The 22,815-nt window shown below is 64.3% G+C and carries 24 protein-coding genes and 1 tRNA gene; 16 read left to right on the top strand and 9 right to left on the bottom strand.

What is annotated here, in order from left to right:
- Positions 1-85 precede the first annotated feature (85 nt).
- Positions 86-808 carry an acetoacetyl-CoA reductase gene (gene phbB / locus ACFDTG_RS01225; RefSeq protein WP_375289254.1) on the top strand — a complete coding sequence of 241 codons (723 nt, stop codon included), beginning with the start codon at positions 86-88 and terminating at the stop codon, positions 806-808.
- A 33-nt stretch (positions 809-841) separates the two neighbouring features.
- Here the strand turns inward: phbB and ACFDTG_RS01220 are convergent, their stop codons facing one another.
- Positions 842-1,816, bottom strand: coding sequence for an endonuclease/exonuclease/phosphatase family protein (locus ACFDTG_RS01220; protein ID WP_375289253.1), 975 nt, complete (start codon positions 1,814-1,816; stop codon positions 842-844).
- Here ACFDTG_RS01220 and ACFDTG_RS01215 point away from each other — a divergent pair.
- The 4 genes from ACFDTG_RS01215 (at position 1,707) to ACFDTG_RS01200 (ending at position 4,088) form a co-directional block, all read left to right on the top strand.
- Complete coding sequence (locus ACFDTG_RS01215; RefSeq protein WP_375289252.1) at positions 1,707-2,594, top strand: SOS response-associated peptidase family protein; 888 nt, start codon at positions 1,707-1,709, stop codon at positions 2,592-2,594. The two genes, ACFDTG_RS01220 and ACFDTG_RS01215, sit on opposite strands and share 110 nt — an antisense overlap.
- Positions 2,595-2,668: 74 nt before the next feature.
- Positions 2,669-2,866 (top strand): YdeI/OmpD-associated family protein, encoded by a 198-nt coding sequence (locus ACFDTG_RS01210; RefSeq protein ID WP_375289300.1) that lies wholly within the window; start codon positions 2,669-2,671, stop codon positions 2,864-2,866.
- Between the two features lie 21 nt (positions 2,867-2,887).
- Positions 2,888-3,685 (top strand): crotonase/enoyl-CoA hydratase family protein, encoded by a 798-nt coding sequence (locus ACFDTG_RS01205; protein WP_375289251.1) that lies wholly within the window; start codon positions 2,888-2,890, stop codon positions 3,683-3,685.
- A gap of 82 nt (positions 3,686-3,767) precedes the next feature.
- Positions 3,768-4,088, top strand: coding sequence for a hypothetical protein (locus ACFDTG_RS01200; protein WP_375289250.1), 321 nt, complete (start codon positions 3,768-3,770; stop codon positions 4,086-4,088).
- Here ACFDTG_RS01200 and ACFDTG_RS01195 read toward each other — a convergent pair.
- The 5 genes from ACFDTG_RS01195 to ACFDTG_RS01175 all read right to left on the bottom strand — a co-directional run bounded on the left by ACFDTG_RS01195 (position 4,085) and on the right by ACFDTG_RS01175 (position 9,782).
- Complete coding sequence (locus ACFDTG_RS01195) at positions 4,085-4,762, bottom strand: NnrU family protein (protein WP_375289249.1); 678 nt, start codon at positions 4,760-4,762, stop codon at positions 4,085-4,087. The two genes, ACFDTG_RS01200 and ACFDTG_RS01195, sit on opposite strands and share 4 nt — an antisense overlap.
- A 164-nt stretch (positions 4,763-4,926) precedes the next feature.
- Positions 4,927-5,421: an FKBP-type peptidyl-prolyl cis-trans isomerase gene (locus tag ACFDTG_RS01190; protein ID WP_375289248.1), complete on the bottom strand. Its 495-nt coding sequence runs from the start codon at positions 5,419-5,421 to the stop codon at positions 4,927-4,929.
- The gene (locus tag ACFDTG_RS01185) at positions 5,418-6,809 is read right to left on the bottom strand and encodes an amidohydrolase family protein (protein ID WP_375289247.1); all 1,392 of its coding nucleotides are present in this window, start codon (positions 6,807-6,809) and stop codon (positions 5,418-5,420) included. Before ACFDTG_RS01185 ends, ACFDTG_RS01190 begins: the two co-directional genes overlap by 4 nt.
- Entirely contained in the window at positions 6,806-8,176 is a 1,371-nt protein-coding gene (locus ACFDTG_RS01180; protein WP_375289246.1) for an amidohydrolase family protein, read from the bottom strand. The genes ACFDTG_RS01185 and ACFDTG_RS01180 overlap by 4 nt, the downstream gene beginning before the upstream one ends.
- Positions 8,177-8,195: 19 nt before the next feature.
- On the bottom strand, positions 8,196-9,782 hold the full coding sequence (locus ACFDTG_RS01175) for a peptide MFS transporter (protein WP_375289245.1): 1,587 nt from the start codon (positions 9,780-9,782) through the stop codon (positions 8,196-8,198).
- Positions 9,783-9,987: 205 nt separating this feature from the next.
- Here ACFDTG_RS01175 and ACFDTG_RS01170 point away from each other — a divergent pair, with 205 nt between their 5' ends.
- From ACFDTG_RS01170 to ACFDTG_RS01140, 7 genes are all read left to right on the top strand, one after another.
- Entirely contained in the window at positions 9,988-10,329 is a 342-nt protein-coding gene (locus ACFDTG_RS01170) for a GntR family transcriptional regulator (protein ID WP_375289244.1), read from the top strand.
- Between the two features lie 137 nt (positions 10,330-10,466).
- A complete protein-coding gene (locus ACFDTG_RS01165) occupies positions 10,467-10,751 on the top strand; it encodes an integration host factor subunit beta (protein WP_375289242.1) in 285 nt (94 codons plus the stop codon).
- A gap of 51 nt (positions 10,752-10,802) precedes the next feature.
- A tRNA-Leu gene (locus ACFDTG_RS01160) sits at positions 10,803-10,887 on the top strand.
- A gap of 173 nt (positions 10,888-11,060) precedes the next feature.
- Positions 11,061-11,699 (top strand): PilZ domain-containing protein, encoded by a 639-nt coding sequence (locus ACFDTG_RS01155; RefSeq protein ID WP_375289241.1) that lies wholly within the window; start codon positions 11,061-11,063, stop codon positions 11,697-11,699.
- Between the two features lie 77 nt (positions 11,700-11,776).
- The gene (locus ACFDTG_RS01150) at positions 11,777-13,351 is read left to right on the top strand and encodes an NAD(P)/FAD-dependent oxidoreductase (protein WP_375289240.1); all 1,575 of its coding nucleotides are present in this window, start codon (positions 11,777-11,779) and stop codon (positions 13,349-13,351) included.
- A 23-nt stretch (positions 13,352-13,374) separates the two neighbouring features.
- Positions 13,375-13,788, top strand: a complete 414-nt coding sequence (locus tag ACFDTG_RS01145) for a GtrA family protein (RefSeq protein ID WP_375289239.1) — start codon at positions 13,375-13,377, stop codon at positions 13,786-13,788.
- Complete coding sequence (locus ACFDTG_RS01140) at positions 13,789-15,573, top strand: hypothetical protein (protein WP_375289238.1); 1,785 nt, start codon at positions 13,789-13,791, stop codon at positions 15,571-15,573.
- A gap of 10 nt (positions 15,574-15,583) precedes the next feature.
- Here the strand turns inward: ACFDTG_RS01140 and msrB are convergent, their stop codons facing one another.
- The 3 genes from msrB to ACFDTG_RS01125 form a co-directional block, all read right to left on the bottom strand.
- Positions 15,584-16,078: a peptide-methionine (R)-S-oxide reductase MsrB gene (gene msrB / locus ACFDTG_RS01135; protein ID WP_375289237.1), complete on the bottom strand. Its 495-nt coding sequence runs from the start codon at positions 16,076-16,078 to the stop codon at positions 15,584-15,586.
- Between the two features lie 84 nt (positions 16,079-16,162).
- The gene (locus tag ACFDTG_RS01130; protein WP_375289236.1) at positions 16,163-17,500 is read right to left on the bottom strand and encodes a cytochrome P450; all 1,338 of its coding nucleotides are present in this window, start codon (positions 17,498-17,500) and stop codon (positions 16,163-16,165) included.
- Positions 17,501-17,587: 87 nt separating this feature from the next.
- On the bottom strand, positions 17,588-18,256 hold the full coding sequence (locus tag ACFDTG_RS01125; protein ID WP_375289235.1) for a TylF/MycF/NovP-related O-methyltransferase: 669 nt from the start codon (positions 18,254-18,256) through the stop codon (positions 17,588-17,590).
- Between the two features lie 238 nt (positions 18,257-18,494).
- Here ACFDTG_RS01125 and ACFDTG_RS01120 point away from each other — a divergent pair, with 238 nt between their 5' ends.
- From ACFDTG_RS01120 to kdsA, 4 genes are read left to right on the top strand one after another with little or no spacing between them, the layout of a single operon-like run.
- The gene (locus tag ACFDTG_RS01120; RefSeq protein ID WP_375289234.1) at positions 18,495-19,670 is read left to right on the top strand and encodes a hypothetical protein; all 1,176 of its coding nucleotides are present in this window, start codon (positions 18,495-18,497) and stop codon (positions 19,668-19,670) included.
- Positions 19,667-20,659 (top strand): SIS domain-containing protein, encoded by a 993-nt coding sequence (locus tag ACFDTG_RS01115; protein ID WP_375289233.1) that lies wholly within the window; start codon positions 19,667-19,669, stop codon positions 20,657-20,659. Before ACFDTG_RS01120 ends, ACFDTG_RS01115 begins: the two co-directional genes overlap by 4 nt.
- Positions 20,660-20,663: 4 nt before the next feature.
- Positions 20,664-21,974: a cytidylyltransferase domain-containing protein gene (locus tag ACFDTG_RS01110; protein ID WP_375289232.1), complete on the top strand. Its 1,311-nt coding sequence runs from the start codon at positions 20,664-20,666 to the stop codon at positions 21,972-21,974.
- Entirely contained in the window at positions 21,959-22,804 is an 846-nt protein-coding gene (kdsA, locus tag ACFDTG_RS01105) for a 3-deoxy-8-phosphooctulonate synthase (RefSeq protein WP_375289231.1), read from the top strand. Before ACFDTG_RS01110 ends, kdsA begins: the two co-directional genes overlap by 16 nt.
- Positions 22,805-22,815 lie beyond the last annotated feature (11 nt).

The raw sequence follows: 22,815 nt of genomic DNA, 5'->3' as shown, positions 1-22,815 counted from the left end.
GGCCATTTTTCCCTTTACCATACGCTGCACTTCCCCTTACGCATCAGGGAATAACGCTACGGCAAGCTTGGGAGAAATCCGCATCATGGGTAAAGTGGCCATCGTCACCGGGGGAACACGCGGCATCGGCCGTGCCATCAGCGAAATGCTGCAGGAAGACGGCTTTACGGTCGTCGCCAATTACGCGGGCAACGACGACAAGGCTAAGGCCTTTACCGATGCGACCGGGATCAAATCCTACAAATGGGACGTGGGCGATCACGCAGCCTGCCAGGAAGGCTGCGAGCGCGTGGCCAGCGAAGTCGGCCCGGTGGATGTGGTGGTGAACAACGCCGGCATCACCCGCGACGGTACGCTTCTGAAAATGACCTATGACGACTGGGACGAGGTGATGCGCATTAACCTCGGCGGCTGCTTCAACATGGCCAAGGCGGCCTTTGCCGGCATGAAGGATCGGGGCTGGGGCCGGTTCGTCAACATCGGCTCGATCAATGGGCAGGCGGGGCAGTACGGCCAGGTCAACTATGCCGCCGCCAAGAGCGGTATCCACGGCTTCACCAAGGCGCTGGCGCAGGAGGGCGCGCGCTTCGGCATCACCGTCAACGCGATCGCACCGGGCTACATCGATACCGACATGGTGGCCGCCGTGCCCGAACCGGTGCTGGAAAAGATCGTCGCCAAGATTCCCGTCGGTCGGCTCGGCCAGGCGAAGGAAATCGCACGCGGTGTCAGCTTCCTGTGCAGCGACAGCGCCGCCTTCGTCACCGGCTCCACCATGAGCATCAACGGCGGCCAGCACATGTATTGATGGAGCGAGCGTACCCCCGCAGCCGGCTGACCGTCACGCCGCAGGGGCGCAGAGCCGGGCCAGCATGGCGCGGTGGTCCGAACCGTTGTCGGGCAGCACTTCGAATCCCGTCAGGTCCAGGTCTCCCTTCAGCATGAGCTGGTCGAGCGGCCAGCCGAAGGCACGGTAATCCGACGGGAAAGTCGGGTAGGTGCCGCGTCCGATGCGCGGGTCGCGCCATGCGCCCGTCTCCCTGAACTTAGTCGTTGTTCGCGACCAGGGCACGTCGTTGAAGTCCCCCATGACGAAGGCGTTGGGCAGACGGTCCGGCGTCTGTCGCCCCGCGTTCACGATATTCTGATCGCGCTCCTCGGTGTTCCAGTCCGGAAGCGGGGGCTTGGGATGCAGGCCGATGAATTCCACCGGGGCGGCACCTGCGAGTTGCAGCGTGGCATAGAGTGTTGGCGTGTCGCGGTGTGTATTCTCGACGATATTGACCTTGGAGGTGGGCAGACGCGTGGCGAAGACCAGCCCGAAAGCGTGGGGCTGCGGATGGCGGTGGACCTGGGGATAGTTCGCCAGCACGGGTTCCATCTCCGCAACCCATTTCGCGTCGGTTTCCATGAGGAACAGAACGTCCGGATCGATGCGGCGAACCTGTGCCGCCACGTCGCCGTACCCGGTGTTCTTGACCTTCACGTTGACCGCCATCGCGGTGAAGCAGCGCGCGCCAAGCGGCCCGGCGGGTTGCTCGGCCAGTGCCAGCTGGGTGCCGGCCAGCGCGCTGTAGGGCCAGATGCGCGCGACGTTGATCGCGATCACCAGCGCCAGCGCGCCTACCGTAAGCCAACGCCGCGCCCCTTTCGCAAACAGTGCGACCACCAGCAGCACGGCCGCGCAATAGGCCATCGGCTCGCGGATGAGATCGACGGTCCGGATGAACCACATGTCGCTGGAACTGAGCGAAACCAGCACCGCGGCCAGCAGCAAAAAGGCCACGACCAGCAGCAAACTACCCAGCATTCTCATAATAATTTCCCCTCTACAGGGAAATACCGCCCGGAACTGCGCAAGTTCCGCCCTTCCCCGAACGGCTCCACTCGAGAACCATGCGCGGCTTGGCGTAGCGCCCGACCGCATCCTGGTGCTAACAGGCCCTGCTATGTGCAATCTCTACCGCATGACGAAGCCCGTGCCCGAGGTAGCGAAATGGTTCGGAACGCTGGACGCCACGGGTGGCGCGAACATGGGCGACGAGGTCTATCCCGGCTATCCCGGGCTGGTGGTGGCGGACGGCGCCCCTCGCCGCATGAGCTGGGGTTCCCGCTGCAACGCAAGGGCGCGAAGGGGCAGCCGCTCAAGCCCAAGCCCGTCAACAGCTGCCGCACCGACAAGCTGGACAGCTTCTTCTGGCGCAGCAGTTTCACAGAACGGCGCTGTTGTCATCCCCATGACCGCCTGGGCGGAGGCGGAAGGGTCCAAGGGCGCCATGACCTGCACCTGGCTGAACCTGCCACACGGCGATCTGTTCGCTTGCGCGGGGGTGTGGCGGCGGTCCGACGAATGGGGCGATGTTTATTCGCTGGTGATGACAGATGCGAACGAGCACGCGCGCGCGGTCCACGCCCGAATGCCGGTGGTGCTGGCGCCCGAGGCCCATGGTGAATGGCTGGGCGAAGATGCGGAGGCCGCGCGGGCGCTGTGCCGACCCTGGCCCGGCGATCTGGTGCTCACCCGGACGAACGACAAATGGGGCCAGCGCAGTTCCGCCCCCGCGCTATCACCCGCCGAGCCCACGCTGCTGTGAACGACCCGCTCCTTCCCAGCACCGTCCACGCCAGCCGCCAGATCGGGTGACCGCGCTGGGGCGCCGATGCGGGTATCGCGGCGCGGTGGCTGTCGCTGACCCCGCTCGGGCGCAACGAATTAATTTGCTCGCTGGAGAATGCCAAACAGGCCAAGACGCGCGAGCGAAGGATCGGGCGCGCGCTGGAGGAACTGCGCGAGGGCAAGCGGCGGCCCTGCTGCTTGGCGGGCTGCACGCACCGCACCATTAAAAAACCCGGCAAATGGCAGTAGGCGATGCTAATCGATTCACGCATGACCTTACTTCAGATCGAAGCCTCGCATCACGTCGCCACACTGACGCTGAACCGTCCCGCCAGCATGAACCCCTTGGGCGCGGCGGGGGACGGGGATGCCTTCGTCGAAGCCTGCGATGCCATCAACTCCGACATGGCTGTGCGCTGCGTGATCCTGACCGGCGCGGGGCGAGCGTTCAGCGCTGGGGGCGACGTCAAGGCGATGAAGGAAAAGAGCGGCAATTTCGGCGGCTCCGCGCCCGAGATCGCCGATGGCTATCGCAACAACATCCACAAGATCCTGCGCGCGCTCTATGCGCTGCGCGTGCCCCTGATCGCGGCGGTCAATGGCCCGGCGATCGGGCTTGGCTGCGATCTCGCCTGCCTGGCCGACATGCGCATCGCCAGCCAGAAAGCGAAGTTCGGCGTCACCTTCCTCAAGCTGGGCATCATTCCCGGTGATGGCGGTACCTGGATCCTGCCGCGCATCATAGGCGAAGCGCGCGCGGCCGAGCTGTTCTATACCGGCGACGTGATCGATGCGCGAACGGCACTCGAATGGGGCCTGATCAGTCGGGTGGTCGAGCCGGAAATGCTGATGATCGAGGCCAATGCGCTGGCCGAACGTGTCGCCGCCATGCCTCCCCACGCTCTGAGGCAGGCCAAGAACCTGATGCGGCAGGGGCGCTCCACCACTTACGACGCGGCGCTGGAAATGGCTGCCAACGCCCAGGCGCTGATGCATTCCACTGCGGATCACATGGAAGGCGTCGATGCGCTGCTGGAAAAGAGAAGCCCCAGGTTTTCTGGCGATTAGCGCACGACCGCCGGCGAGCGTGCTTGTCGCCGTCCTGATAGAGCCTAAGAAGCACTAAGGTCACAATTGGGAGCATGATTCCATGCAGATCGGACACTTGTCGGCGGGAAGCTTGCTCAAGCTTGGCCTCGTATCCGGCACGATGTTCTGGGGCGTTTTTGGACTTTTCTTTGGGCTTATCGCTCTGACTGGCGGGCCCGGAATCTATTGGAATGGGCAACCGGTCTATGGCATCACCGGTCTGATACTGGCCATGGTTTCCGCGGCGGCATTTGCCGTTGTTACGGCAATGATCGTGATGCTCGGGGGGCTGCTGGCGCGACTCATACCTCCCCTTCGCCGCGTCAGGTTTTCGGCGAGCGAGTTCAAGGATTTACCACAGGTCGCACACCCGGAAGACTAGACCCAGCGCCAGATCCCCGCAGGTATGCCCGCGGCCTGGATGTGGCCGTAGGTCAGCACCAGCCACAGCACGATGGCAAGCGCCCACAGGACCAGCCCCGCGCCCGGTAGCTTGCCCCAGCGCGGCCAGTAGTTCGTCCGGGCCTGCCATTTCGCCCAGGCGTCACCCATCAGCACCCGCTTCTTGCGATCTTGCATATGCGCGCCCACGAGCGCCAGGAACAGGATCGCGCTCGCCAGGATCACGGTGCGCCAGTCCCACCACAGCACGATATGGGCGATGGCCCACAGCGCGAAGCCCCACATCATCGGATGACGCGTGACCGCGAAGACGCCGGTCACCGGACGCGCGGACGCAGCGACCTCGGCGCCGGGAGCCGGAAGCGCGGGGTTCTTCCATAGAGAGCCGATGAACAGCACCAGTGCCGGCAGGGTGAGCACGCTCGCCAGGATCCAGCCGATCTCCCCCGTCGCACCGCCCAGGTCGCCCGCCGGAGATTGCCCGAATGCACTCACCATCCAATAGAAGGTTGCCAGCGCCACGAGCGTATAAAGCAGCATGAAGCCCTTATCGCCTAGTGCCGTGACCAAGGGTTCGCGGAGCGGATGCGACAGGGCGAAATGCGTGCCGACAAAGGCGATGCTGGCGGCGATGAGCGAGACGAGCGGGTCCATCCTTGGTCCTCCCCAAGACCTGACGCAGACAAGCTATCACGCGCCGGGGCGGACGCAAATCCCCTTTGCCCTCCAGCAGGCGCCCGCTTCATACCAGCGCGCCGCTCCTGCCCTTCGACGGGCCGCGCAGCGATCCGCCGATCGGAACGCGGGACGCGCTTAGCTCATCGCCCTTCGATGCCGATCAGCTTGACCGTGAAAAGCAGCGTCGCGCCGCCGGGTATCGGACCCTTGCCGACGGGGCCATAGGCAAGGTCCGCGGGCGCCGCGATCTCGATCGTGTCGCCCACGCCCATCTCCGGAATGGCCAGTTGCCAGGCCTTGATGAGCCGGCCCAGCGGGAAGGTCGCCGGTTCACCCCTGTCGAAGCTGGAATCGAAGGTTTCCCCGTCGATCAGCGTGCCAGCGTAATGCACCGTCACCACGTCATCGAGCGTCGGATGGGCGCCGCTTCCGTCGCCTTCCACCCGGCGCCACTTGAGCCCGCCGGGGATGTAGCGCCAGCCATCGGACGCGCTCAGCCGCGCCACATAGGCCTGCTGCGAGGTCATCCACGCCATGTCCTGCGAGCGGTCCACCGGCGCCCCCTGCGCGGCGGCGGGGGCTGCCAGATTTAGCGCGGCCCCCAGCGCGACAGCCGCCGCCAGTACGCGCCTCACCAGTCGTAGGCCTTGGGCATGTCGCTGGTGTCGAGATCGCGATAGCGCTCGCGCAGCTCGGTCTGGTGATCGTCGCGTGGCTGCTCGATCCCGTCGATGAACACCTGCGTCGGGGCGCTGGTCACTTCCAGCGGATCGCCGTCCCAGATCACCAGATCGCCCGCCGCGCCGGGCGCGAGCACGCCCATCTGGCCCGACAGTCCGCTGATTGCGGCCGGGACGGAGGTGATGGCCGCGAAAGCCTGTCCCCAGCTGAGCCCGGTCGCGCCGGGTATCTTGGTCAGCGCCACCAGATTGCCCGCGTACTGGCCCAGGTTGCCGGGCTGTTCGCCGGTTCCACCCATCAGACCGCCGATGGCCACCTGGATCCCGGCGGCCACCATGCGGCCGACATTGCTCTGGGTTGCGGCGATCTGCTCGAAACTGGAGGGCAGATCGGTGATCCCTTCGGCGATCACGGGGACGCCGGCCGCGGCAATCTCGCGCGCGGCGCGCCAGCCCTCCGCAGCGCCGACCAGAACCATCCGCAAGCGCGGGAATTCACTTTTCAGCGACAGAGCGGCGCGGATATCCGCCTCCCGGTCAACGGCAATGTAGAGCGGCTGCGTCCCGTTCACCACCGGCACGAGCGCCGCGGCGTCGAAGCGCGTAAGCAGTACGTCCTCGCGGTCCGCGCCGTTGTCGATCAGCCGCGTGTCCACCGGGATGTCGTCTCCCAGCGGGCGAACGCCGCGATCGCCGCCCCCGGTCAGCTTGGCATCGCTGCCGTACTGCCGCGCTTCGCGCAGGGCGTTGCGCAGCAGGGCATGCGCGCTGGTCCGGCTGCCCCCGGCCAGCCGACCGCCGTACTCACCCAGCGCCACGACCTGGAAGGCGCGCGGGCGGGTGACCATGGACGGGTCCGACCCCAGATCCACGACCGCGCCCTGCCCCCCGAAGATGGAGGCGCTGGGCGCGGAGAACACGCTGGAGCGAGTGATGCCGCGTCCACGCGCAACCATCACGTCCTGCGAATAGGGATTGAGGGCCGGCACCACGTCGAGCGCGGCGCCGAAAGGCGAGTTGCGCGCGGCGCTGTCATTGGATTCCTGCACCCCATCCACATCGGCGAGGCCAAGCTGGCTCATCGCGGCGAAGAAGCCGGGTGTGACCCATTTGCCGGTTCCGTCCACGCTGCGGATGCCGGCGGGAACAGCCACGCCGGGCCCGGCGGCGACCACCTTCCCACCGCGTATCACCACGGTGGCCCCGGGTACCGGGTCGGACCCATCGCCAGTCGCGACCGTCGCATTGGTGATGGCGATGTCCTGCGCCGCCAGAGGCGCGGCGAGTGCGCCGAGGGCGAGAACGCCTGAGGCAATCGATGCTGCGAAAGTCAGGCGCTTCATTTGGCTTCTCCCGCGCCGATCTGGCCGAGTTCGAAATCGGTCACCGGACGCTTCCGGGGGTCGTTGGCATCATACATCAGGGCGCCATCGACCCACACCTTCTCCGGGCGGGAATAGACGGACAGAGGATCCCCGTTCCACAGCACGACGTCCGCCATCTTGCCCGCTTCCAGGCTGCCGGTCATCGAATCGATGCCCATGGCCTTGGCCGCGTTGAGAGTGATCCAGCGGATCACATCGGCATCGGCAATCTCCAGACCCATCCGGCGACCGGCGGCCGCAGCCTTGCTGGCTTCCTGGTTGAGCCGCTGAATGCCGTATTCATCGTCGGAGTGGATGACGACGCAGGCCCCTTCGTTGAACAGCAGCGCGGCGTTTTCCGGAATGCCGTCATAGCTTTCCATCTTGAAGCCGTACCAGTCTGCCCAGATGGCCGAACAGATGTCGTTCTCGCGCAGAAGGTCGCCGATCTTGTAGCTTTCCACCGCATGGTGGAACGCGCTGACGCGATAGCCCATCTCCTTCGACATATCGATGACCTGTGCCATCTCGTCGGCGCGGTAGCAGTGGTTGTGAACCAGAATGTTGCCGTCGAGCACGCCCTTCAGGGTTTCCTTGGCCAGATCGCGCTTCTTGCCGTCATAGGCCTTGGCATCCAGCCAGGTCTGACGATTGACCGCCATATTGCCCATCCGGGTGGAAGGCATGCGGCCCTTGCTGCCGTAGACGCGCTTGGGGTTCTCCCCGCAGGCCATCTTCATGCCATAAGGCGCACCGGGAAACTTCATGCCCTGAACGGTGCGCGCGGGCACGTTCTTGAGCGTGACCGAACGTCCGCCCATCAGATTGGCGGAGCCCGGCAGGATCTGCAGGCTGGTGACGCCCCCGTTGGTCAGGGCGCGGGTAAAGCCGGGGTCCTGCGGCCAGACGGAATGTTCAGCCCAGACTTCCGGGGTGGTCGGGCTGGTCGCCTCGTTGCCGTCGGAATGTGCCTGCACGCTGGGGCTGGGATAGACGCCGAGGTGCGAGTGAATGTCTATGACGCCGGGCGTCACCACCTTGCCGCTGGCATCGATCCGGTCAAATCCCTCGGTCGAGAGCGATGCATCGCCGACGGCCGCGACCTTGCCATCGCGCAACAGCACGGTGCCGTTGTCGATCCGTTTGCCGGTCCCGTCGAACACGGTGGCGCCCACCAGCGCGACGGGGCGTCCGGGATAGGCCCGGTAGGTGCTGGGATAGGGATCGGCAGGCGATTGCACTGCTCCCGAGGCCGACGCCGTGCCGCCCCCGGCTGGGGTGGTAGCGCAGCCGGAAAGCGCGAGCGCCCCCAACCCAAGCGTGAAAACGAGCCTGCGAGCGATCATTGTGCCACCTTTGATGGAATTAGTTGGGTCGTGTTTCGGGATGGATGCCGGCACCCTGTGCTTCGCCAGGGCCTTCCGCCTGACCGAGCAGGTCGTCGCCCACCGTGTCGTCGCGAAGCGTGTCGAGATGCATCAGCTTCTTTACCAAGGGAGCGATGACCAGGACGGCAACGCCGATAGCGATCGCGTACCAGCCGACGGTCGAGTAGACGTCCAGCACCACCTGCTTGCCGGCTTCTTCACCCTCCAGCCCCTCGCCCCCGGCGGCAGCGGAAATGAGGCCTGCCGCGAAATTGCCGGTGGCCGAAGCGAAGAACCACGTCCCCATGATGAGCGACGCCATATGCGCGGGCGCAAGGCGGTTCATGGCCGACAGGCCGACCGGCGACAGGCACAGCTCGCCTGTCGTGTGCAGCAGGTAGATGAGGAAGATAAAGATGACCGGCACGGCGGCATCGACGCCGGCGCTCTGCGCGCCCCACACCAGCACCAGGAAGCCGAGGCCGACCTGGATGACGCCGAGGCCGAACTTGAACGGCGCCGATGGCTCCGCATTCCTTTTGCCGAGCGCGGTCCATGCCAGAGCGAAGACCGGCGCCAGCAGGAAGATGTAGGCCGCGTTGAGCGACTGGAACATCGAAGCCGGCATTTCCCAACCGAAGAAATTACGGTCCACGTGACGGTCGGTGAACAGGTTAAGCGAGTTGCCCGCCTGTTCGAACAGCGCCCAGAAAACGATCGAGACGAGGATGAGGAACATGGCGGCAAATATCCGGTCACGGTCTTCCGCGGGCAGCTTTACCACCGCCGTGCCGAGCACATAAGCGACCAGAATCGCCCCGAACACGCCCAGCAGCGTGCCGACCACGCCCTGGTTCTGAACCATCCACCAGCAGGCGACGACGGCGATCAAACCGACGACATAGATGCCCCATTCCAGGGCCTTGCCGAGCGCGATCGGCGCTTCGCCGCGACCCACCAGAAGCGGTTTGCCCCAGGCAAAGACGATCAGGCCGAGCAGCATCCCGAACCCTGCCAGCCCGAAACCGTATGACCAACCGTAGGTCTCGCCGATATAGCCGCAGAGCAGAGAGCCGAGGAATGCGCCCAGATTAATGCCCATGTAGAAGATGGTGTAGGCCGGGTCGCGACGCTTGTCCGTGCGCGGGTAAAGCTGCCCGACGATGACCGAGATATTGGCCTTGAGAAAGCCGGAGCCGACGATGATGAAGGCCAGGGCCAGCCAGAAGATGTTGAGCGCCGCCGGATCCTGTCCGCCCGTTCCTTCGAATCCCATGAGGAAGTGGCCGAACGTCAGCAGCACCGCACCGTACAGCACGGCCTTGCGTTGCCCGATGTACTTGTCGGCAAGATAGCCGCCAAGAACCGGGGTGATGTAAACCAGCGCGGTGTAGGCGCCATAGATGACGCCTGCCTCGCCATCGGAAAACAGCCAGTGCTTTGTCAGATAGAGGATGAGCAGGGCCCGCATGCCGTAATAGGAGAAGCGCTCCCACATCTCGGCGAAGAAGAGCACGAACAGGCCTTTCGGATGCCCCAGAATCGTGCCCATTGAATCGCCGTTTGCCGGCTGCGTGGTTGCCATGTGTGCTGACCTCTTCTCGTCTTCGGCGATTCAAACGCCTACTTTCCCCGTGATTGCGCCGCAACCTAACGCCCAAATCCGCCATGTGAAGCATTAGTTACGCTTGCCACCAGCTGACGTTTGCGCGGGTAGTTGTAGGGGGGCACCATGACCTTGCGCGCCCCGCTGTATTATGGCACTGAAGCACTGTTACCGGGGAAGTTCGATGTCTACCACGCCGCGGCCCGTCTACCTCAAGCTTCGCGACATGATCGCGGAGGCGATCATGGACGGCGAATATCCCGAGGGCGAAATGCTTCCCTCGGTACGGGCGCTGGCAGCGCAGGAGGGCGCCAACCCCCTTACCGTGGCCAAGGCCTATCAGCAGTTTCAGACCAATGGCCTGGTCGCCGTGCAACGCGGCGTGGGCATGTATGTGACGCAGGGCGCGGCCGATCGGCTCCGCCGCGCGGAACGCGATGCATTCCTGGCTGAAGAATGGCCGGCCCTGCGCAGCCGGATGACGCGGCTGGGCATCGCACCGGAGGACCTTCTCGCCGAACTTTGATGGCGATGGGCGCCGCGCCCGCTTGCGGGCCGGATAAGTGTCTGGCAAGGAAGGGATGGCAACAGGCCGCTATCCCAAGGGCCTGATCGAGGGTCGCACCTTTGACGAGCTGGCGCCTGCGGGGCCGGGAGGTAATTATGATACGATCCGAATTGCTGTCTCAGCTTGCCAAGGACAATCCCGAGCTGCGTGCCGAGGATGTCGAGCAGGTGGTGACCATTTTCTTCGACGAAATCTCGCAGCGGCTGGCCGAGGGCGGCCGCGTGGAACTGCGCGGCTTCGGCGCATTCTCCACCCGCGAGCGCGAGGCGCGCCAGGGGCGCAATCCGCGCACCGGCGAATCCGTGCATGTCGAAGCCAAGCGCGTACCCTATTTCCGGCCCGGAAAAGACATGCGCAAGATGCTCAACGAGCCGCGCTGACCACGCAGCTGTTGCCCGCCGCGCCCGCGCGCAATAAGCACGGTGCGAGCGGCGGGTGTGGCGGAATGGTAGACGCCGGGGACTTAAAATCCCCTGAGCTTTGCTCGTGCGGGTTCGAGTCCCGCCACCCGCACCACCGACCATGCTGCCATGCTGTGATGCTGCGACTGCCGGAGACGAATTCGGCAATCATGGTTTCTTACCGATACGCCTTTACCCATAGGCGCCGATAAGCCCGATATAAGGCTTATTTCGCTAGTCCCGACATCTCCGCGAGGGTCTTCAAGCAAAGCCAAGGGTTGATCCGGCATGGGTGTCGCAGTCGAATTCGAGCCCGCCGATAGCGGCGGGCCCCAACACGAAAAGCGCAATGCACCGCGCTTCACCTCTTTGATCCGCGCGGCCAAGCTGGTCAGCGCGCAGGGTGAATTCGTCTGCGTGCTGCGAGACGTCTCCAGCACCGGCGTGCGCCTCAAGTGCTTCCATCGCCAGCCTACCGACGATGTCGTGGGCCTCGAGCTTCAGAACGGCGAAATGTTCGAAATCCGCAAGGTGCGCGAGGACGGGTTCGAAGCCAGCTATACCTTCTTGACCCCTGTACCCGTCGAGACCCTGATCCACGCGAATTCCGTCTTCCCCCGCCGTCAGTTACGGATCGCGATGGCGATTCCGGTCAAGCTGCGCACGCTTACCGGCGTGATCCCGGCGATCACCGTGAACCTTTCGCAGCAGGGTGCCCGGCTCGAACCCGAAGGGCAGCTGGCGCTGGCGCAGTCGGTCACTCTCGAAGGGCCGCATCTGCCGGCAATCCGCGCCAAGGTGCGCTGGCGGCGCGAGGGATCGTGCGGGCTGGTCTTCGAAGATACCTTCACGCTCGCGGACTTCGCGGTGCGTACAGCGCGGCTGCAGTGCCCGCTGCTGGTGACGGCAGGCGCGCTGGGAAATTAACTGCGCCAATTTAACCGGACGCTAACCAGTTTCCTTCATCCCCGACCCCGAACCATTGTGGGGGTCTTGCAAATACCATGACCGAAGTGACCAGGCAGCTTGCCGTCGACGTTGCCATCATCGGCGCGGGTCCGGCGGGTTTGACCGCCGGATATCTGCTGACCAAGCAGGGCAAGAGCGTGGCGGTGATCGAGAAGGATGCCACCTATGTGGGGGGCATCAGCCGGACGGTCGAACACGAAGGCTACCGCTTCGACATCGGCGGTCACCGCTTCTTCTCGAAGAGCCAGCAGGTCGTGGACCTGTGGAACGAGATTCTGCCCGACGATTTCATCCAGCGGCCGCGGATGAGCCGCATCTATTACGAAGGCAAGTTCTACAGCTATCCGCTGCGCGCGTTCGAGGCGCTGGGCAATCTCGGCATCCTGCGCTCCACGTCCTGCATGGTCAGCTATGGTTGGTCGAAGCTGTTTCCGGTGAAGGATGTCAAAAGCTTCGAGGACTGGACCAGCAACCAGTTCGGCAAGAAGCTCTATTCGATCTTCTTCAAGACCTACACGGAGAAGGTGTGGGGCATGCCCTGCAACGAGATGAGCGCCGACTGGGCCGCTCAGCGCATCAAGGGCCTCTCCCTTTGGGGCGCGGTGACCGACGGGCTGAAGCGATCGCTGGGCCTCAACAAAAAACCCAATGACGGGCAGGCGGTGAAGACCTTGCTTGAAACCTTCCGCTACCCGCGTCTCGGCCCGGGCATGATGTGGGATGCCGCCCGCGACAAGATGCTGGCCACCGGCAAGGGTCATGTGTTCATGGGCCACGCGATGAAGCAGCTGGCGGCGGACGGCGAAGGGGGCTGGCGCCTGTCGGCGACCGGCCCGGACGGGGAAATCTTGATCAAGGCGGCGCACGCCATCAGCTCGGCCCCGATGCGCGAACTGTCCAGCCGCCTGCACCCGTTGCCGGCCAGCACCTTGCAGGCTAACGACCTCAAATATCGGGATTTCCTGACCGTGGCCTTGATGGTCGAAGGGGAGGATCTGTTCCCCGACAACTGGATCTATATCCACGACAGCAAGGTGAAGGTCGGCCGGGTGCAGAACTTCCGCAGCTGGTCGCCGGAAATGGTGCCCGACGAGGCCATGGCGTGCGTGGGTCTCGAATATTTCTGCTTCGAAGGCGATGGGCTGTGGTCCATGTCGGACCACGATCTGGTCGAACTCGCCACCAGCGAGATGAAAACCCTCGGCCTGCTCGATCCCGCCAAGGTCAAGGGCGGCGCGGTGGTGCGCCAGGAGAAGGCCTATCCCGTCTACGACGAGTATTATGCCGCCAACGTCGATGCCATGCGCCGCGAACTGGAAGGCAAGCACCTGACGCTGCATCTGGTGGGACGCAACGGCATGCACCGGTACAACAACCAGGATCATGCCATGATGACCGCCATGCTGACGGTGGAGAATATCCTCGCCGGGGAGCGGCTCTACGATACCTGGTGCGTCAACGAGGACGCTGAATATCACGAGGCGGGCGACGAAGGTGCCGAGAAGGCCATCGCGTCCCGGACGGTAACCGAGGACCAGGCGGCAGCGCTTGCTTCCCTGCGTGAAGTTCCTGGTCGCGTGGCGTCCAAAGCCGATCGCCGCGCGGCTTGATCCGAACGGAACCGGGATTTCGCATGGCGGCGCATCTCGCAAGACTGGGTGATGTTCGCCTGATCCGCTACATCTTTGCCAGCGTCGGCGCGCTCGCGGTCGATGCCGGCAGCTTCCTCGCCCTGATGACCGGCGGGGTGAATCCGGCCATGGCCTCGGCCACCGGCTACACCATCGGCATCGCGGCGCACTGGCTGCTTTCGAGCCGTGCGGTGTTCGTCGACACCGTTGCGGCGCGGGGGGCAGGCCGCCTGAAACAGAAATCGCTCTTCGTGGGATCCGCGCTGGCCGGGCTTGCGCTGACGACCGCGATTGTGGGCGGGTTCCACGGCGCCGGCGCGGACCCACGGATCGGCAAGGCCATCGCCATCGCCGTCAGTTTCGCCGTGACCTGGGTGCTCCGCGAAAAGGTCGTGTTCCGCCCGAAGGCCGATTGAATGCTCTACGCGAAGCCCACGGTACCCGGTGGCCTGGTCGATGGCGCCCTGCTTCGGCTGGTCGCCTTCGCCACCTTGGCGGTTGCGGCCATTCTCTTGGTCGCGACCTACCCGGCGATTGTCGCGGGCCAGTTTCCCGATCCGGATGACGAGCTGCGGCTGGTCCAGGTGCGCGATTGGCTGGGCGGGCAAGGCTGGTTCGACCTGACTCTGCGGCGGGTCGATAGCGCCGGCGGCGGGGTGGCCATGCACTGGTCGCGGCTTGTCGATCTCCCGCTCGGGCTGGCGATCGCCGCTCTGACGCCGCTACTCGGCGCTGGCGCGGCGGAAAGCATTGCGGTGGTCGCGGTTCCTCTCCTCACTCTTGGCGCGATCTTACTGCTAGGCGCGATCCTCACCAAACGCATGCTGGGGCCGGAAGCAGTCGGCTTCGCGCTTCTGATCATGGCGATGACGGTCCCGCTGCTTCATCAGACGCGGCCACTCAGGATAGATCATCACGGCTGGCAGATCGCTCTCGCCCTGTTGGCGACGAATGGCGTGTTCGCCCGCAATCCGCGGGGCGGCGCCTGGACCGCCGGATTGGCGCTGTCGGCCTGGCTGGCGATCTCTCTCGAAGGCCTGCCGATGGCGGCGGTCGTTATGGGCGTGTTCGCCCTGCGCTGGTTGCGCGATCCCGACGGGCGTGCATGGCTGCTCCATGGCAGCGCGGGCCTGGCGCTGGGATCGGCATTCTTTTTCGTAACAACGCGGCTAGGCGCTGCCTCGCCCGTGTTTTGTGACACGCTGAAGGGCGCGCATCTGCTCGCGTTCGGCGCGGGCGCACTCGGGGTCGCAGCCCTGTCGCGGCTGGAGCCGAAGCACTTCGCGCTCGATGCGGCGCTTCTCGCGGCAGTGGGCGCAATGTCGGGGTCCGCGATGCTGCTGATCGATCCAAGCTGCGCGGGCGGCGGGTTCGAGGGGCTGGACCCGGTCGTGAAGCGCATCTGGTATGACAGCGTCACGGAAGGCCTGCCGATCTGGCGGCAGCGCCCGGCCGATATGCTGCATGTTCTGGTCCCCGGCTTGGCGGCGCTCGCCGCCGCGGTCTGGCTGGCACGGGTAAGGCAATGGGATCGCGAAGACTGGGTGGATTACGCGGTCCTGCTCGCAGGCGCGCTGGCGATCGGAGTGCTGGTGATGCGCGCCGGGGCGGTTGCGGTGGTGATCGGGGCGGTGCCGCTCGCAGCGCTGGTGAAGGAGCTTTACGGGCGCATCCGGGCCAAAGGGCGGCCCCTCCACACTGTTGCGCTGGCCTGGGTGCTGGCAATCCTCCTCGTCCCTTCGATTCCGGTAACGATTGCCGCTGCTCTGGCCCCGAAAAAGGGGGCCGCCGGTGTCGCCGAAAACATTGCGACATCATGCGATTACGCAGCGGCCGCGCCTGCGCTGAAAGCGCTCGGACAGGGTGAAGCGCTGGCCCCGCTCGACATATCCCCCTGGGTTCTTATGGAAAGTGATCTTTCGGTCGTGGCGACCGGCCACCATCGCGGCAGCCCGGCGATGCGGACTGTCATCGAGACTTTCATGGCAAGCCCGCAAGACGCGCATCGGGTACTAACCGCGCGCGGCACCAAATACCTGATTTTGTGCGATGATCTTGGCGAACCTGACATCTACCGGCGTGAAGCGCCCAGCGGCCTGGCCGCCCAGCTGATGGCCGGGCGGGTGCCTGCATGGCTTCGGGAAATCGACACCGATGCAGGCGCGGCCTTCCACATCTGGCGCATCCGGGATTTGCCGTAATTAGAAGAAATTATGCCGGAATGAACTTGAGCGCGACGCCGTTGATGCAGTGACGCTTCCCGGTCGGTTTGGGGCCATCGTCGAAGATGTGGCCCAGGTGCCCGCCGCAATCCGCGCAATGGACTTCCGTGCGCGACATCAACAGCTTGTTGTCCGTCTTGGTGCCCACTGATCCGGGGATTGCATCCCAGAAGCTGGGCCAGCCTGTGCCGCTGTCATATTTGGTGCGCGAGGAGTAGACCTTGTTCCCGCAGCCCTGGCAGGCGAACAGGCCCTCGCGTTTTTCCTTGTTGAGCGGGCTGGTATAGGGGCGCTCTGTCGCCTCCTGGCGAAGCACGGCGAACTGCTGGGCGCTTAGGCGCTTGCGCCACTCCGCTTCGCTCCGCTCGATGGGAAAGTCGCGTGCCTGCGCGGGGGAGGAACTGCATGCGGCAAGCGCGCCGGCGGCACCCCCCAGGCACAGCAGGGAGAGGAAAGAGCGACGGTCTGGTTTGGTTCGGGCCATAAGCCCTATCTACCAGCGACCGGCTGAACGGTGCCCGAATGGGCGCGCCGAACCTGTCGAACACTGCCCGGAACCGACAGGGTCTCAGAACTCGGTGACTTCGACCTCCAGCTTGCGGAATCCGTGCACGAAATTCGCGCGCACCCGCTCCACATCGCCTGCGACATGCACTCGCAGCCGGCGCTTGTGCATTTCCTCCAGCAGCACCCGCAATTGCATTTCGGCGAGCCGCGCGCCCACGCAGCGGTGGATGCCATAGCCGAAGGCGAGATGGCGCCGCGCATTCTCGCGCGTGATGTCGAGCTTGTCCGGGTTGTCGAACACTTCCTCGTCGCGATTGGCGGAAAGGTACCACAGCACCAGCTTGTCGCCCTTCTTGATCTGTTCCCCGAACAGCTCGGTATCCTCGGTCGCGGTGCGGCGCATGTGCGCGAGCGGGGTCTGATAACGGATGCATTCCTGCACCATGTTGGGGATCAGCGACGGGTCCTCCTCGAACAGCTTGCGTTGATCGGGAAACTTGTCGAGCCCGTGGATGATGCCGCTCATGGTGTTGCGGGTCGTGTCGTTCCCGCCCACGATCAGCAGCACCAGATTGCCCATGAATTCCTGCGGGTCCATCTGGTTCATGGCTTCGGAATTGATCATCATGGAGATCAGATCGTCGCCCTGCCTGTCCCCCTGCGCACGCTCCATCCACAGCATCTGGAAATAGGCAGCCATCTCGCGCAGGATGCCGCGCCGCTGCTCGTCGAGCGCGCGGACCATGGCAAGTTCGGTATCCCCGGCCCAGTCGCTCCAGAAGGTGAGCAATTGCCGGTCCTTCCAGGGGAAGCCGAACAGGATCGCGAGCATCCCCGTGGTCAGCTCGATCGAGACGGTCTCCACCCAGTCGAAGGTCTTCCCGCGTGGCAGCGAGTCCAGCAGTTCGCCGGTGCGCCGGCGGATCTCGTCCTCCATGTCCTTCATGGCGGACGGGGTGAACTTGGGCGCCACGGTGCGCCGTTGGCCGGTGTGCTTGGGCCGGTCCATGGCGATGAACATCGGCAGTTCGAAGCGCTCCTCGATCCCCATCTCCTCGAGCTGTTCGTCGGACAGCCGGTTGAGGATGGTGATCCCGCCATATTCCCAGCTCGAGGAGAACAGTTCGGGCAGCGCCTCCACATGGCTGATCGCCTTGTGGCTTACCACGTTCCAGTATGGCCCCACCGGGCCCTTGTCGACGTAATGCAGCGGTCCCTTGGCGCGCATTTCGGCGAAGATCGGCTGCCAGCGATCCTCGACATAGATGTCGGACCGGCTGACGTCGTAGGGATGGGGATGCTCCCACGCTTCCTCGGGATGTTCCGCCAGCCGCGCCTTGAGCGCGTCATAGGCCTTGGGTTCGGTGCGGAATTCGGGCTTTTCGGCCAGCGTCGCCATGTCTCTCTCCCTCGCGGCGACTCCGGACGCCGGGTCGCGCTTGACTACCGATATCCTCCACTAACTGACAAAAGTGTCAATAGCGGGTCAGGGCATGACGATGAATGCGGGAATTTCGTAGTTCGACAGCTTACCGATTTCGAGGTTTAGTTCCGAACACAGCTCGTCCGCTGCGCTGGTCGCGCCTTTCACCAGGCCGTAATCGTCAAACACGATGAGGCCCCCGCGCACCATATGCGGCGCAAGCGTCTTCAGGACGAATGCCGTCGGCTCGTACACGTCGAGGTCGAGATGCAGGAAAGCCACCTTGGCGGCGGGGTTCTGCCGCAAGTAAGCGGGGAGCGTGTCGAAAATGTCGCCTTCATGAAGCGCGATGTTTCCGTACCCTTTTTCCGCGAACAGCGATGACAGCCTGTCCCTCGCGATCCCCGGCCCGCCCCTGCTTTCGAATTCGTCGATGAAAGTCCGGTCTTCCTGTCCGCTCACCGCCGTGCGCGGAAAGCTGCCGAAGGCATCGAACCCCACCAGGGGGCGACTGTAATCGTTCTCCAACAAGGCGCGAAAGGCTGCAAACCGCATAAGCGATGCGCCCTTGTAGACACCCGCCTCGATCAGTGAGCCGGGCAGTCCCACGATTTTCCTGTAGAGTTCGTAGTGAGCCAGCAGCTTCGCGATACGCGAGGGGTGGCTTTGCAGATAGAAAGCGTTTTCTGCCTCGTAGGGGTCGAGGTCCGGATCGGGGCTGTAGTGGGCCAAGGCGGGGTGTCATCCTTCTAGGGCAAGGTCGGCCAGCGCCGCGGTTGTGGCATGACGGCCCGCGCCTTGGCAACGGCTGGCGCGCGGATCGCCTGCATGCGGGTGAGGCCACGGCCGGTTCGCCTTGGCCCGATGGCGATGCGATTTAACGCTTTGCTAACCATCTTTGCCTATCCGGTGATCCTTAACGAACCGACGCGCCTCGCGCGCGGACTGCTCGGCTCACTCGAGGCAATTCATGCGCATTCTCTTCTATCTGCCCGTTGTCACGCCATGGTGGTTCGAAGCCATCGTAACGCCGCTGATCGCGCGGCTGGCGCCGGAGCACGAGATTCATGTGCTCGCTCCAGCACCTTGGCGAAACACCGGGATAGGCAGGCCGGAACAACAGTTGTGTGGCCGGTTGCCGGTGAACTGGCATATCGTGAACGATCCGTCGCATCCGAGCATGCGCACTGATCCCACGCATCGCGCCGGCCTTATCGAATTCGTCAACTCGCTATTGCCGGACTATGTCCTGTGTCGCTCTGCCGATTGCGAAACGGTTGCGGCCTTTCCCGGCGTGGTTCGCCATATCATGGAAGCCGGGGCCGATCCCCTCGGTCTGCCGAATGACTGGGTCACATTTAAGGAAAGCCCGTTCGACCACGGTCTGCTTCCAGACCTAGACGACGCTCGGCTTGCCGAACTCGATCGCCTCGGCGCGCCGCTGTGGGACTGGATTGCTCGCTCGACCGCAGCGGTTGAACAGGAGAAAGAAGCGTTTCGTGGCTGGGCCGACCTGCCGAAGGATCGGCCTACCCTTCTCCTCCCGCTCGAATACGAACATCCGGAGAATTTCTTTTCGATGCACCGGGTCGGTTCGACGCCGAATGCGAAGCTGGTCAAGGAACTGGCGGCAGAGGTGGATGACAGCTTTTTTCTGGCGATTACCAATCACCCGCTGAACGAGAAACACGTCGATAACCGCGCTCTGAAGGCGGCAGTGGAGACCCTCGGCCCCAGGGCGCGCCTTTTTCCCAGCCAGAACCCCAGCGGCGCTGGAACCTCGGCACTGCTGATGCGGGAGGCCGATGGGCTGATCCTGTTCGATTCCAAGATTTATGCGCTGGCCGGATATCTCGGCGTTCCCATGGTCCGTCAGACGCGCTTCGAGACCGGGGACTGGCTGAATGCGTATTCGAGCTTCGACGAATTTCTTCCCGCCGTGGCTGAAAAGCACGCACGCAGGCCGAACACGGACAGGGCGCGCACCTGGCTCACCTATCACCTCGCGAACGATGTGGTTGATCCGAATGACCCTGACCTGAAGGGGGCCGATATCCTCGCCCGCCTCGACGAGCCCGTCGACCCCCGGCGATGGGAGCGCGCGTTGGGCCACTATCTCGCACTTGTCCCACAGGTGGCGGCGTGAACGCCTTCACCACCATAGAAGCCGCCGCATCGGATTGCGCCACGGCCTGGTTCTGCGACGTGATCGCTGCCGAGCGTGATGCCCTGTCCCGGCTCCTGAGCATGCACCACACCGGGATCGCCGAGACGGTCGCGTTGCTTGCGCGGCAGGAGCGACCGATCGTCCTGATTGGGGTCGGCAAGTCGGGGCACATCGCCGCCAAGCTCGCCGCGACGTTTTCCAGCCTCGGCACAGCCGCCCTGTTCCTGAACGCGGCCGAAGCCGCGCACGGCGATCTCGGCGCCGTCGAACCGGGCAGCACCGTCGTCCTGCTGTCGAACAGCGGATCGACCGAGGAGACCTTGCGCATCCTCCCTCTGCTGAAGGCTCGCGGATGCACGCTCGTAGGCATAATCGGACGCGGGGATTCGCCACTGGCTCGCGCGGTCGATCACCTGATCCATGCCGAAGTCGAAAGGGAAGCCGACCATATCGGCATGGCGCCGACGTCCAGCACTACGCTGCACCTCGCCATCGGCGATGCGCTCGCAGTGGCGGTCAGTCGCACTCGCGGCTTCACCCGCAACGATTTCCTCAAGCATCATCCCGCAGGCCTGCTCGGACGCCAGATCATCCCGGTTGCCACCCTGATGCGGCAGGGGGAGGATCTGCCCAAGGTCGGGCCGGCTTCCTCGCTGGTCGATCTTCTGACGACAATGTCGAGAAAGCGCATGGGCGCAGCCTGCGTGGTCGACCAACAGGATCAGCTTTTGGGCCTCGTGGTCGACGGCGACGTCAGGCGATATCTGCAAACGGGCGGCGACATCGCACACGCCAATGCGGGGGCGCTGATGCGGGCCGATCCGCAGACGGTGCCGTTGCAGGCGACCCTCGGCGATGCAATGCTGATGCAAAACCAGGCTGCCAGCGGCTGGCTCGTCCTCCCCGTCGTGGACGACACCGGGCGCCTTCACGGCATGCTCCACACCAACGATCTGATGCAAGGCTGAGCCCATGAACATCGTAGCCTTCGTACCCGCCAAGGGGCACAGCGAGCGGGTTCCCGGCAAGAACGTCGCCATCCTGGACGGAGAGCATTTGTTCAAGCGCAAGCTGCGGCAGGCGCTCGATTGCCCGGCCATCACGGAAGTATGCCTGGACACTGAGTCTGCCGAAATCGCCGAGCTGGCCACCGATCTGCCCGTGTCGCGTCTTGCGCGCCCGGCTGAGCTCGCCAGCAATGCGACGGACGGACACGAGATGTTCGCATGGGAATGCAGCCAGCGTCCCGACGCGGATATGTGGGTCCAGTTGCTCTGCACGGCCCCCTTCATCTCCGCGGCGACCATCACGCGTGCGATCGAAGCGCTCCTGGCCGCTCCCGAAGCCGATAGCCTGGTGGGTGTGAGCAGGGCCAAGCAATATTGCTGGGATGGCGATACGCCCTCCTATGGCACGGGCCGCGTTCCCAACAGCGTAGACCTGCCTGCGACCGTGATCGAGGCGATGAGCCTGTACATCGTGCGACGGCCTGCATCGGGCGAGGTGCCAGTGCGTCGGTACGGCAACCGGCCGATCTTGTTCGATCTCGATCCGATCGAGCAGATCGACATCAATCGTGCGTCGGACCTGTCGTTTGCCGAAACCGTCGCGGCGGGCCAGCGTGCTGCCGAGGTGACGCGCTTGCGGGCGATGGCGCCGCACCTTTCCTCCACCGTTCTTGCCGATATCTGCAAGGAGATGGAGATTCCCGCCGTCCTGCCAGCCCATATTCGTCCCACCACCGGCGGCAAGGTTCTCGGTCGGGCCAAGACGCTCGAACTCGCCGCCATCGGGCCGGGCGATCCGCCGGATGCATGGAAGGGGATTTACGGCGCGCTGGATTCCTATCGCTTCATTCGTCCGGGCGACGTGATCATGGTGGCGACCGACGTCCCCGGTCGGGCCTATTTCGGCGATCTCAATGCCAATCTAGCGGTTCGCGCGGGCGCTGTCGGCGCGGTCATCGACGGCGTAACGCGCGATACCGCCGACGTTCGCGCCTTGGGGTTTCCCGTCTATGCGCACAGCAGCTATTGCAACGACATCAAGTTCGAAGGCACGCTGCGCTCGATGAACCGGCCCGTCACGATGGGCGGAGTGCCGGTCTGCAACGACGACATCGTGTTTGCCGACGGGGATGGCGTCATCGTAGTCCCCAGGGCACGCTGGGCCGAGGTCGAAGCGGCGGCCTGGGAGGTCATGAGCAACGAGGCTCGCATCCGCATGTATGCGGCACAGGGTCGCGACGTCGGCGAAATCCTTGCCGAATGCGGCACGTTTTGAGGGCAGGTGCAGTGAATACCGTTTCCATAGGCAAGCTCGAAATCGCCAACGACAAGCCGTTCGTGCTGATCGCCGGGCCCTGCGCCATGGAAAGCCGCGATCACGCCATGGAGATGGCCGGCGCGCTCACCGAGATGTGCGAGGCCCTGGGAGTCGGGTTCATCTACAAGTCGTCCTTCGACAAGGGAAACCGGACATCGATTGACTCCTCTCGCGGCATCGGCATGGACAAGGCTCTTGGCGTATTTGCAGAGGTGCGCGAGCGTTTCGGCTGCCCGGTCATCACCGACGTTCACGATGCCGGACAATGCGCCCCGGTAGCGGAGGCGGTCGACGTATTGCAGATCCCGGCATTCCTCTGCCGTCAGACCGATCTTCTGGTAGCGGCCGCCCAAACAGGCTGTGCGATCAACATCAAGAAAGGACAGTTCCTCGCGCCCTGGGACATGAAAAACGTCGTCTCCAAGGTCGTGAACAGCGGCAACGACCGGGTGCTGCTGTGCGAACGGGGTGCCAGCTTTGGCTACAATACGCTGGTCAGCGATATGCGATCCCTGCCGATCATGGCACAGACGGGTTGCCCGGTGGTCTTCGATGCTACCCACTCGGTGCAGCAGCCCGGTGGACAGGGGGAAAGCTCGGGCGGTCAGCGCGAGTTCGTACCCGCACTCGCGCGGGCAGCGATTGCGGTCGGAGTGGCCGCGCTGTTCATCGAAACGCACGAGAACCCGGATAGCGCGCCGAGCGATGGCCCCAATATGGTCCCGCTCGACGAAATGCCCACGCTACTGGCGAAACTCCAGGCGTTCGATCGACTGGCCAAAGCGTAGTCGCCGAAGCA

This window comes from Qipengyuania sp. (assembly GCF_042095715.1).
Lineage (GTDB): Bacteria > Pseudomonadota > Alphaproteobacteria > Sphingomonadales > Sphingomonadaceae > Qipengyuania.
The sequence above is the reverse complement of the archived record's forward strand: the minus strand, read 5'-3'. Positions and strand labels throughout refer to the sequence as shown.

Coding starts and splice junctions, on each gene's coding strand:
- phbB (WP_375289254.1), top strand. CDS start 86: ATGGGTAAAGTGGCCATCGTCACCGGGGGAACACGCGGCATCGGCCGT.
- ACFDTG_RS01215 (WP_375289252.1), top strand. CDS start 1,707: ATGAGATCGACGGTCCGGATGAACCACATGTCGCTGGAACTGAGCGAA.
- ACFDTG_RS01220 (WP_375289253.1), bottom strand. CDS start 1,816: ATGAGAATGCTGGGTAGTTTGCTGCTGGTCGTGGCCTTTTTGCTGCTG.
- ACFDTG_RS01205 (WP_375289251.1), top strand. CDS start 2,888: ATGACCTTACTTCAGATCGAAGCCTCGCATCACGTCGCCACACTGACG.
- ACFDTG_RS01200 (WP_375289250.1), top strand. CDS start 3,768: ATGCAGATCGGACACTTGTCGGCGGGAAGCTTGCTCAAGCTTGGCCTC.
- ACFDTG_RS01195 (WP_375289249.1), bottom strand. CDS start 4,762: ATGGACCCGCTCGTCTCGCTCATCGCCGCCAGCATCGCCTTTGTCGGC.
- ACFDTG_RS01185 (WP_375289247.1), bottom strand. CDS start 6,809: ATGAAGCGCCTGACTTTCGCAGCATCGATTGCCTCAGGCGTTCTCGCC.
- ACFDTG_RS01180 (WP_375289246.1), bottom strand. CDS start 8,176: ATGATCGCTCGCAGGCTCGTTTTCACGCTTGGGTTGGGGGCGCTCGCG.
- ACFDTG_RS01175 (WP_375289245.1), bottom strand. CDS start 9,782: ATGGCAACCACGCAGCCGGCAAACGGCGATTCAATGGGCACGATTCTG.
- ACFDTG_RS01170 (WP_375289244.1), top strand. CDS start 9,988: ATGTCTACCACGCCGCGGCCCGTCTACCTCAAGCTTCGCGACATGATC.
- ACFDTG_RS01165 (WP_375289242.1), top strand. CDS start 10,467: ATGATACGATCCGAATTGCTGTCTCAGCTTGCCAAGGACAATCCCGAG.
- ACFDTG_RS01155 (WP_375289241.1), top strand. CDS start 11,061: ATGGGTGTCGCAGTCGAATTCGAGCCCGCCGATAGCGGCGGGCCCCAA.
- ACFDTG_RS01150 (WP_375289240.1), top strand. CDS start 11,777: ATGACCGAAGTGACCAGGCAGCTTGCCGTCGACGTTGCCATCATCGGC.
- ACFDTG_RS01145 (WP_375289239.1), top strand. CDS start 13,375: ATGGCGGCGCATCTCGCAAGACTGGGTGATGTTCGCCTGATCCGCTAC.
- ACFDTG_RS01140 (WP_375289238.1), top strand. CDS start 13,789: ATGCTCTACGCGAAGCCCACGGTACCCGGTGGCCTGGTCGATGGCGCC.
- msrB (WP_375289237.1), bottom strand. CDS start 16,078: ATGGCCCGAACCAAACCAGACCGTCGCTCTTTCCTCTCCCTGCTGTGC.
- ACFDTG_RS01130 (WP_375289236.1), bottom strand. CDS start 17,500: ATGGCGACGCTGGCCGAAAAGCCCGAATTCCGCACCGAACCCAAGGCC.
- ACFDTG_RS01120 (WP_375289234.1), top strand. CDS start 18,495: ATGCGCATTCTCTTCTATCTGCCCGTTGTCACGCCATGGTGGTTCGAA.
- ACFDTG_RS01110 (WP_375289232.1), top strand. CDS start 20,664: ATGAACATCGTAGCCTTCGTACCCGCCAAGGGGCACAGCGAGCGGGTT.
- kdsA (WP_375289231.1), top strand. CDS start 21,959: ATGCGGCACGTTTTGAGGGCAGGTGCAGTGAATACCGTTTCCATAGGC.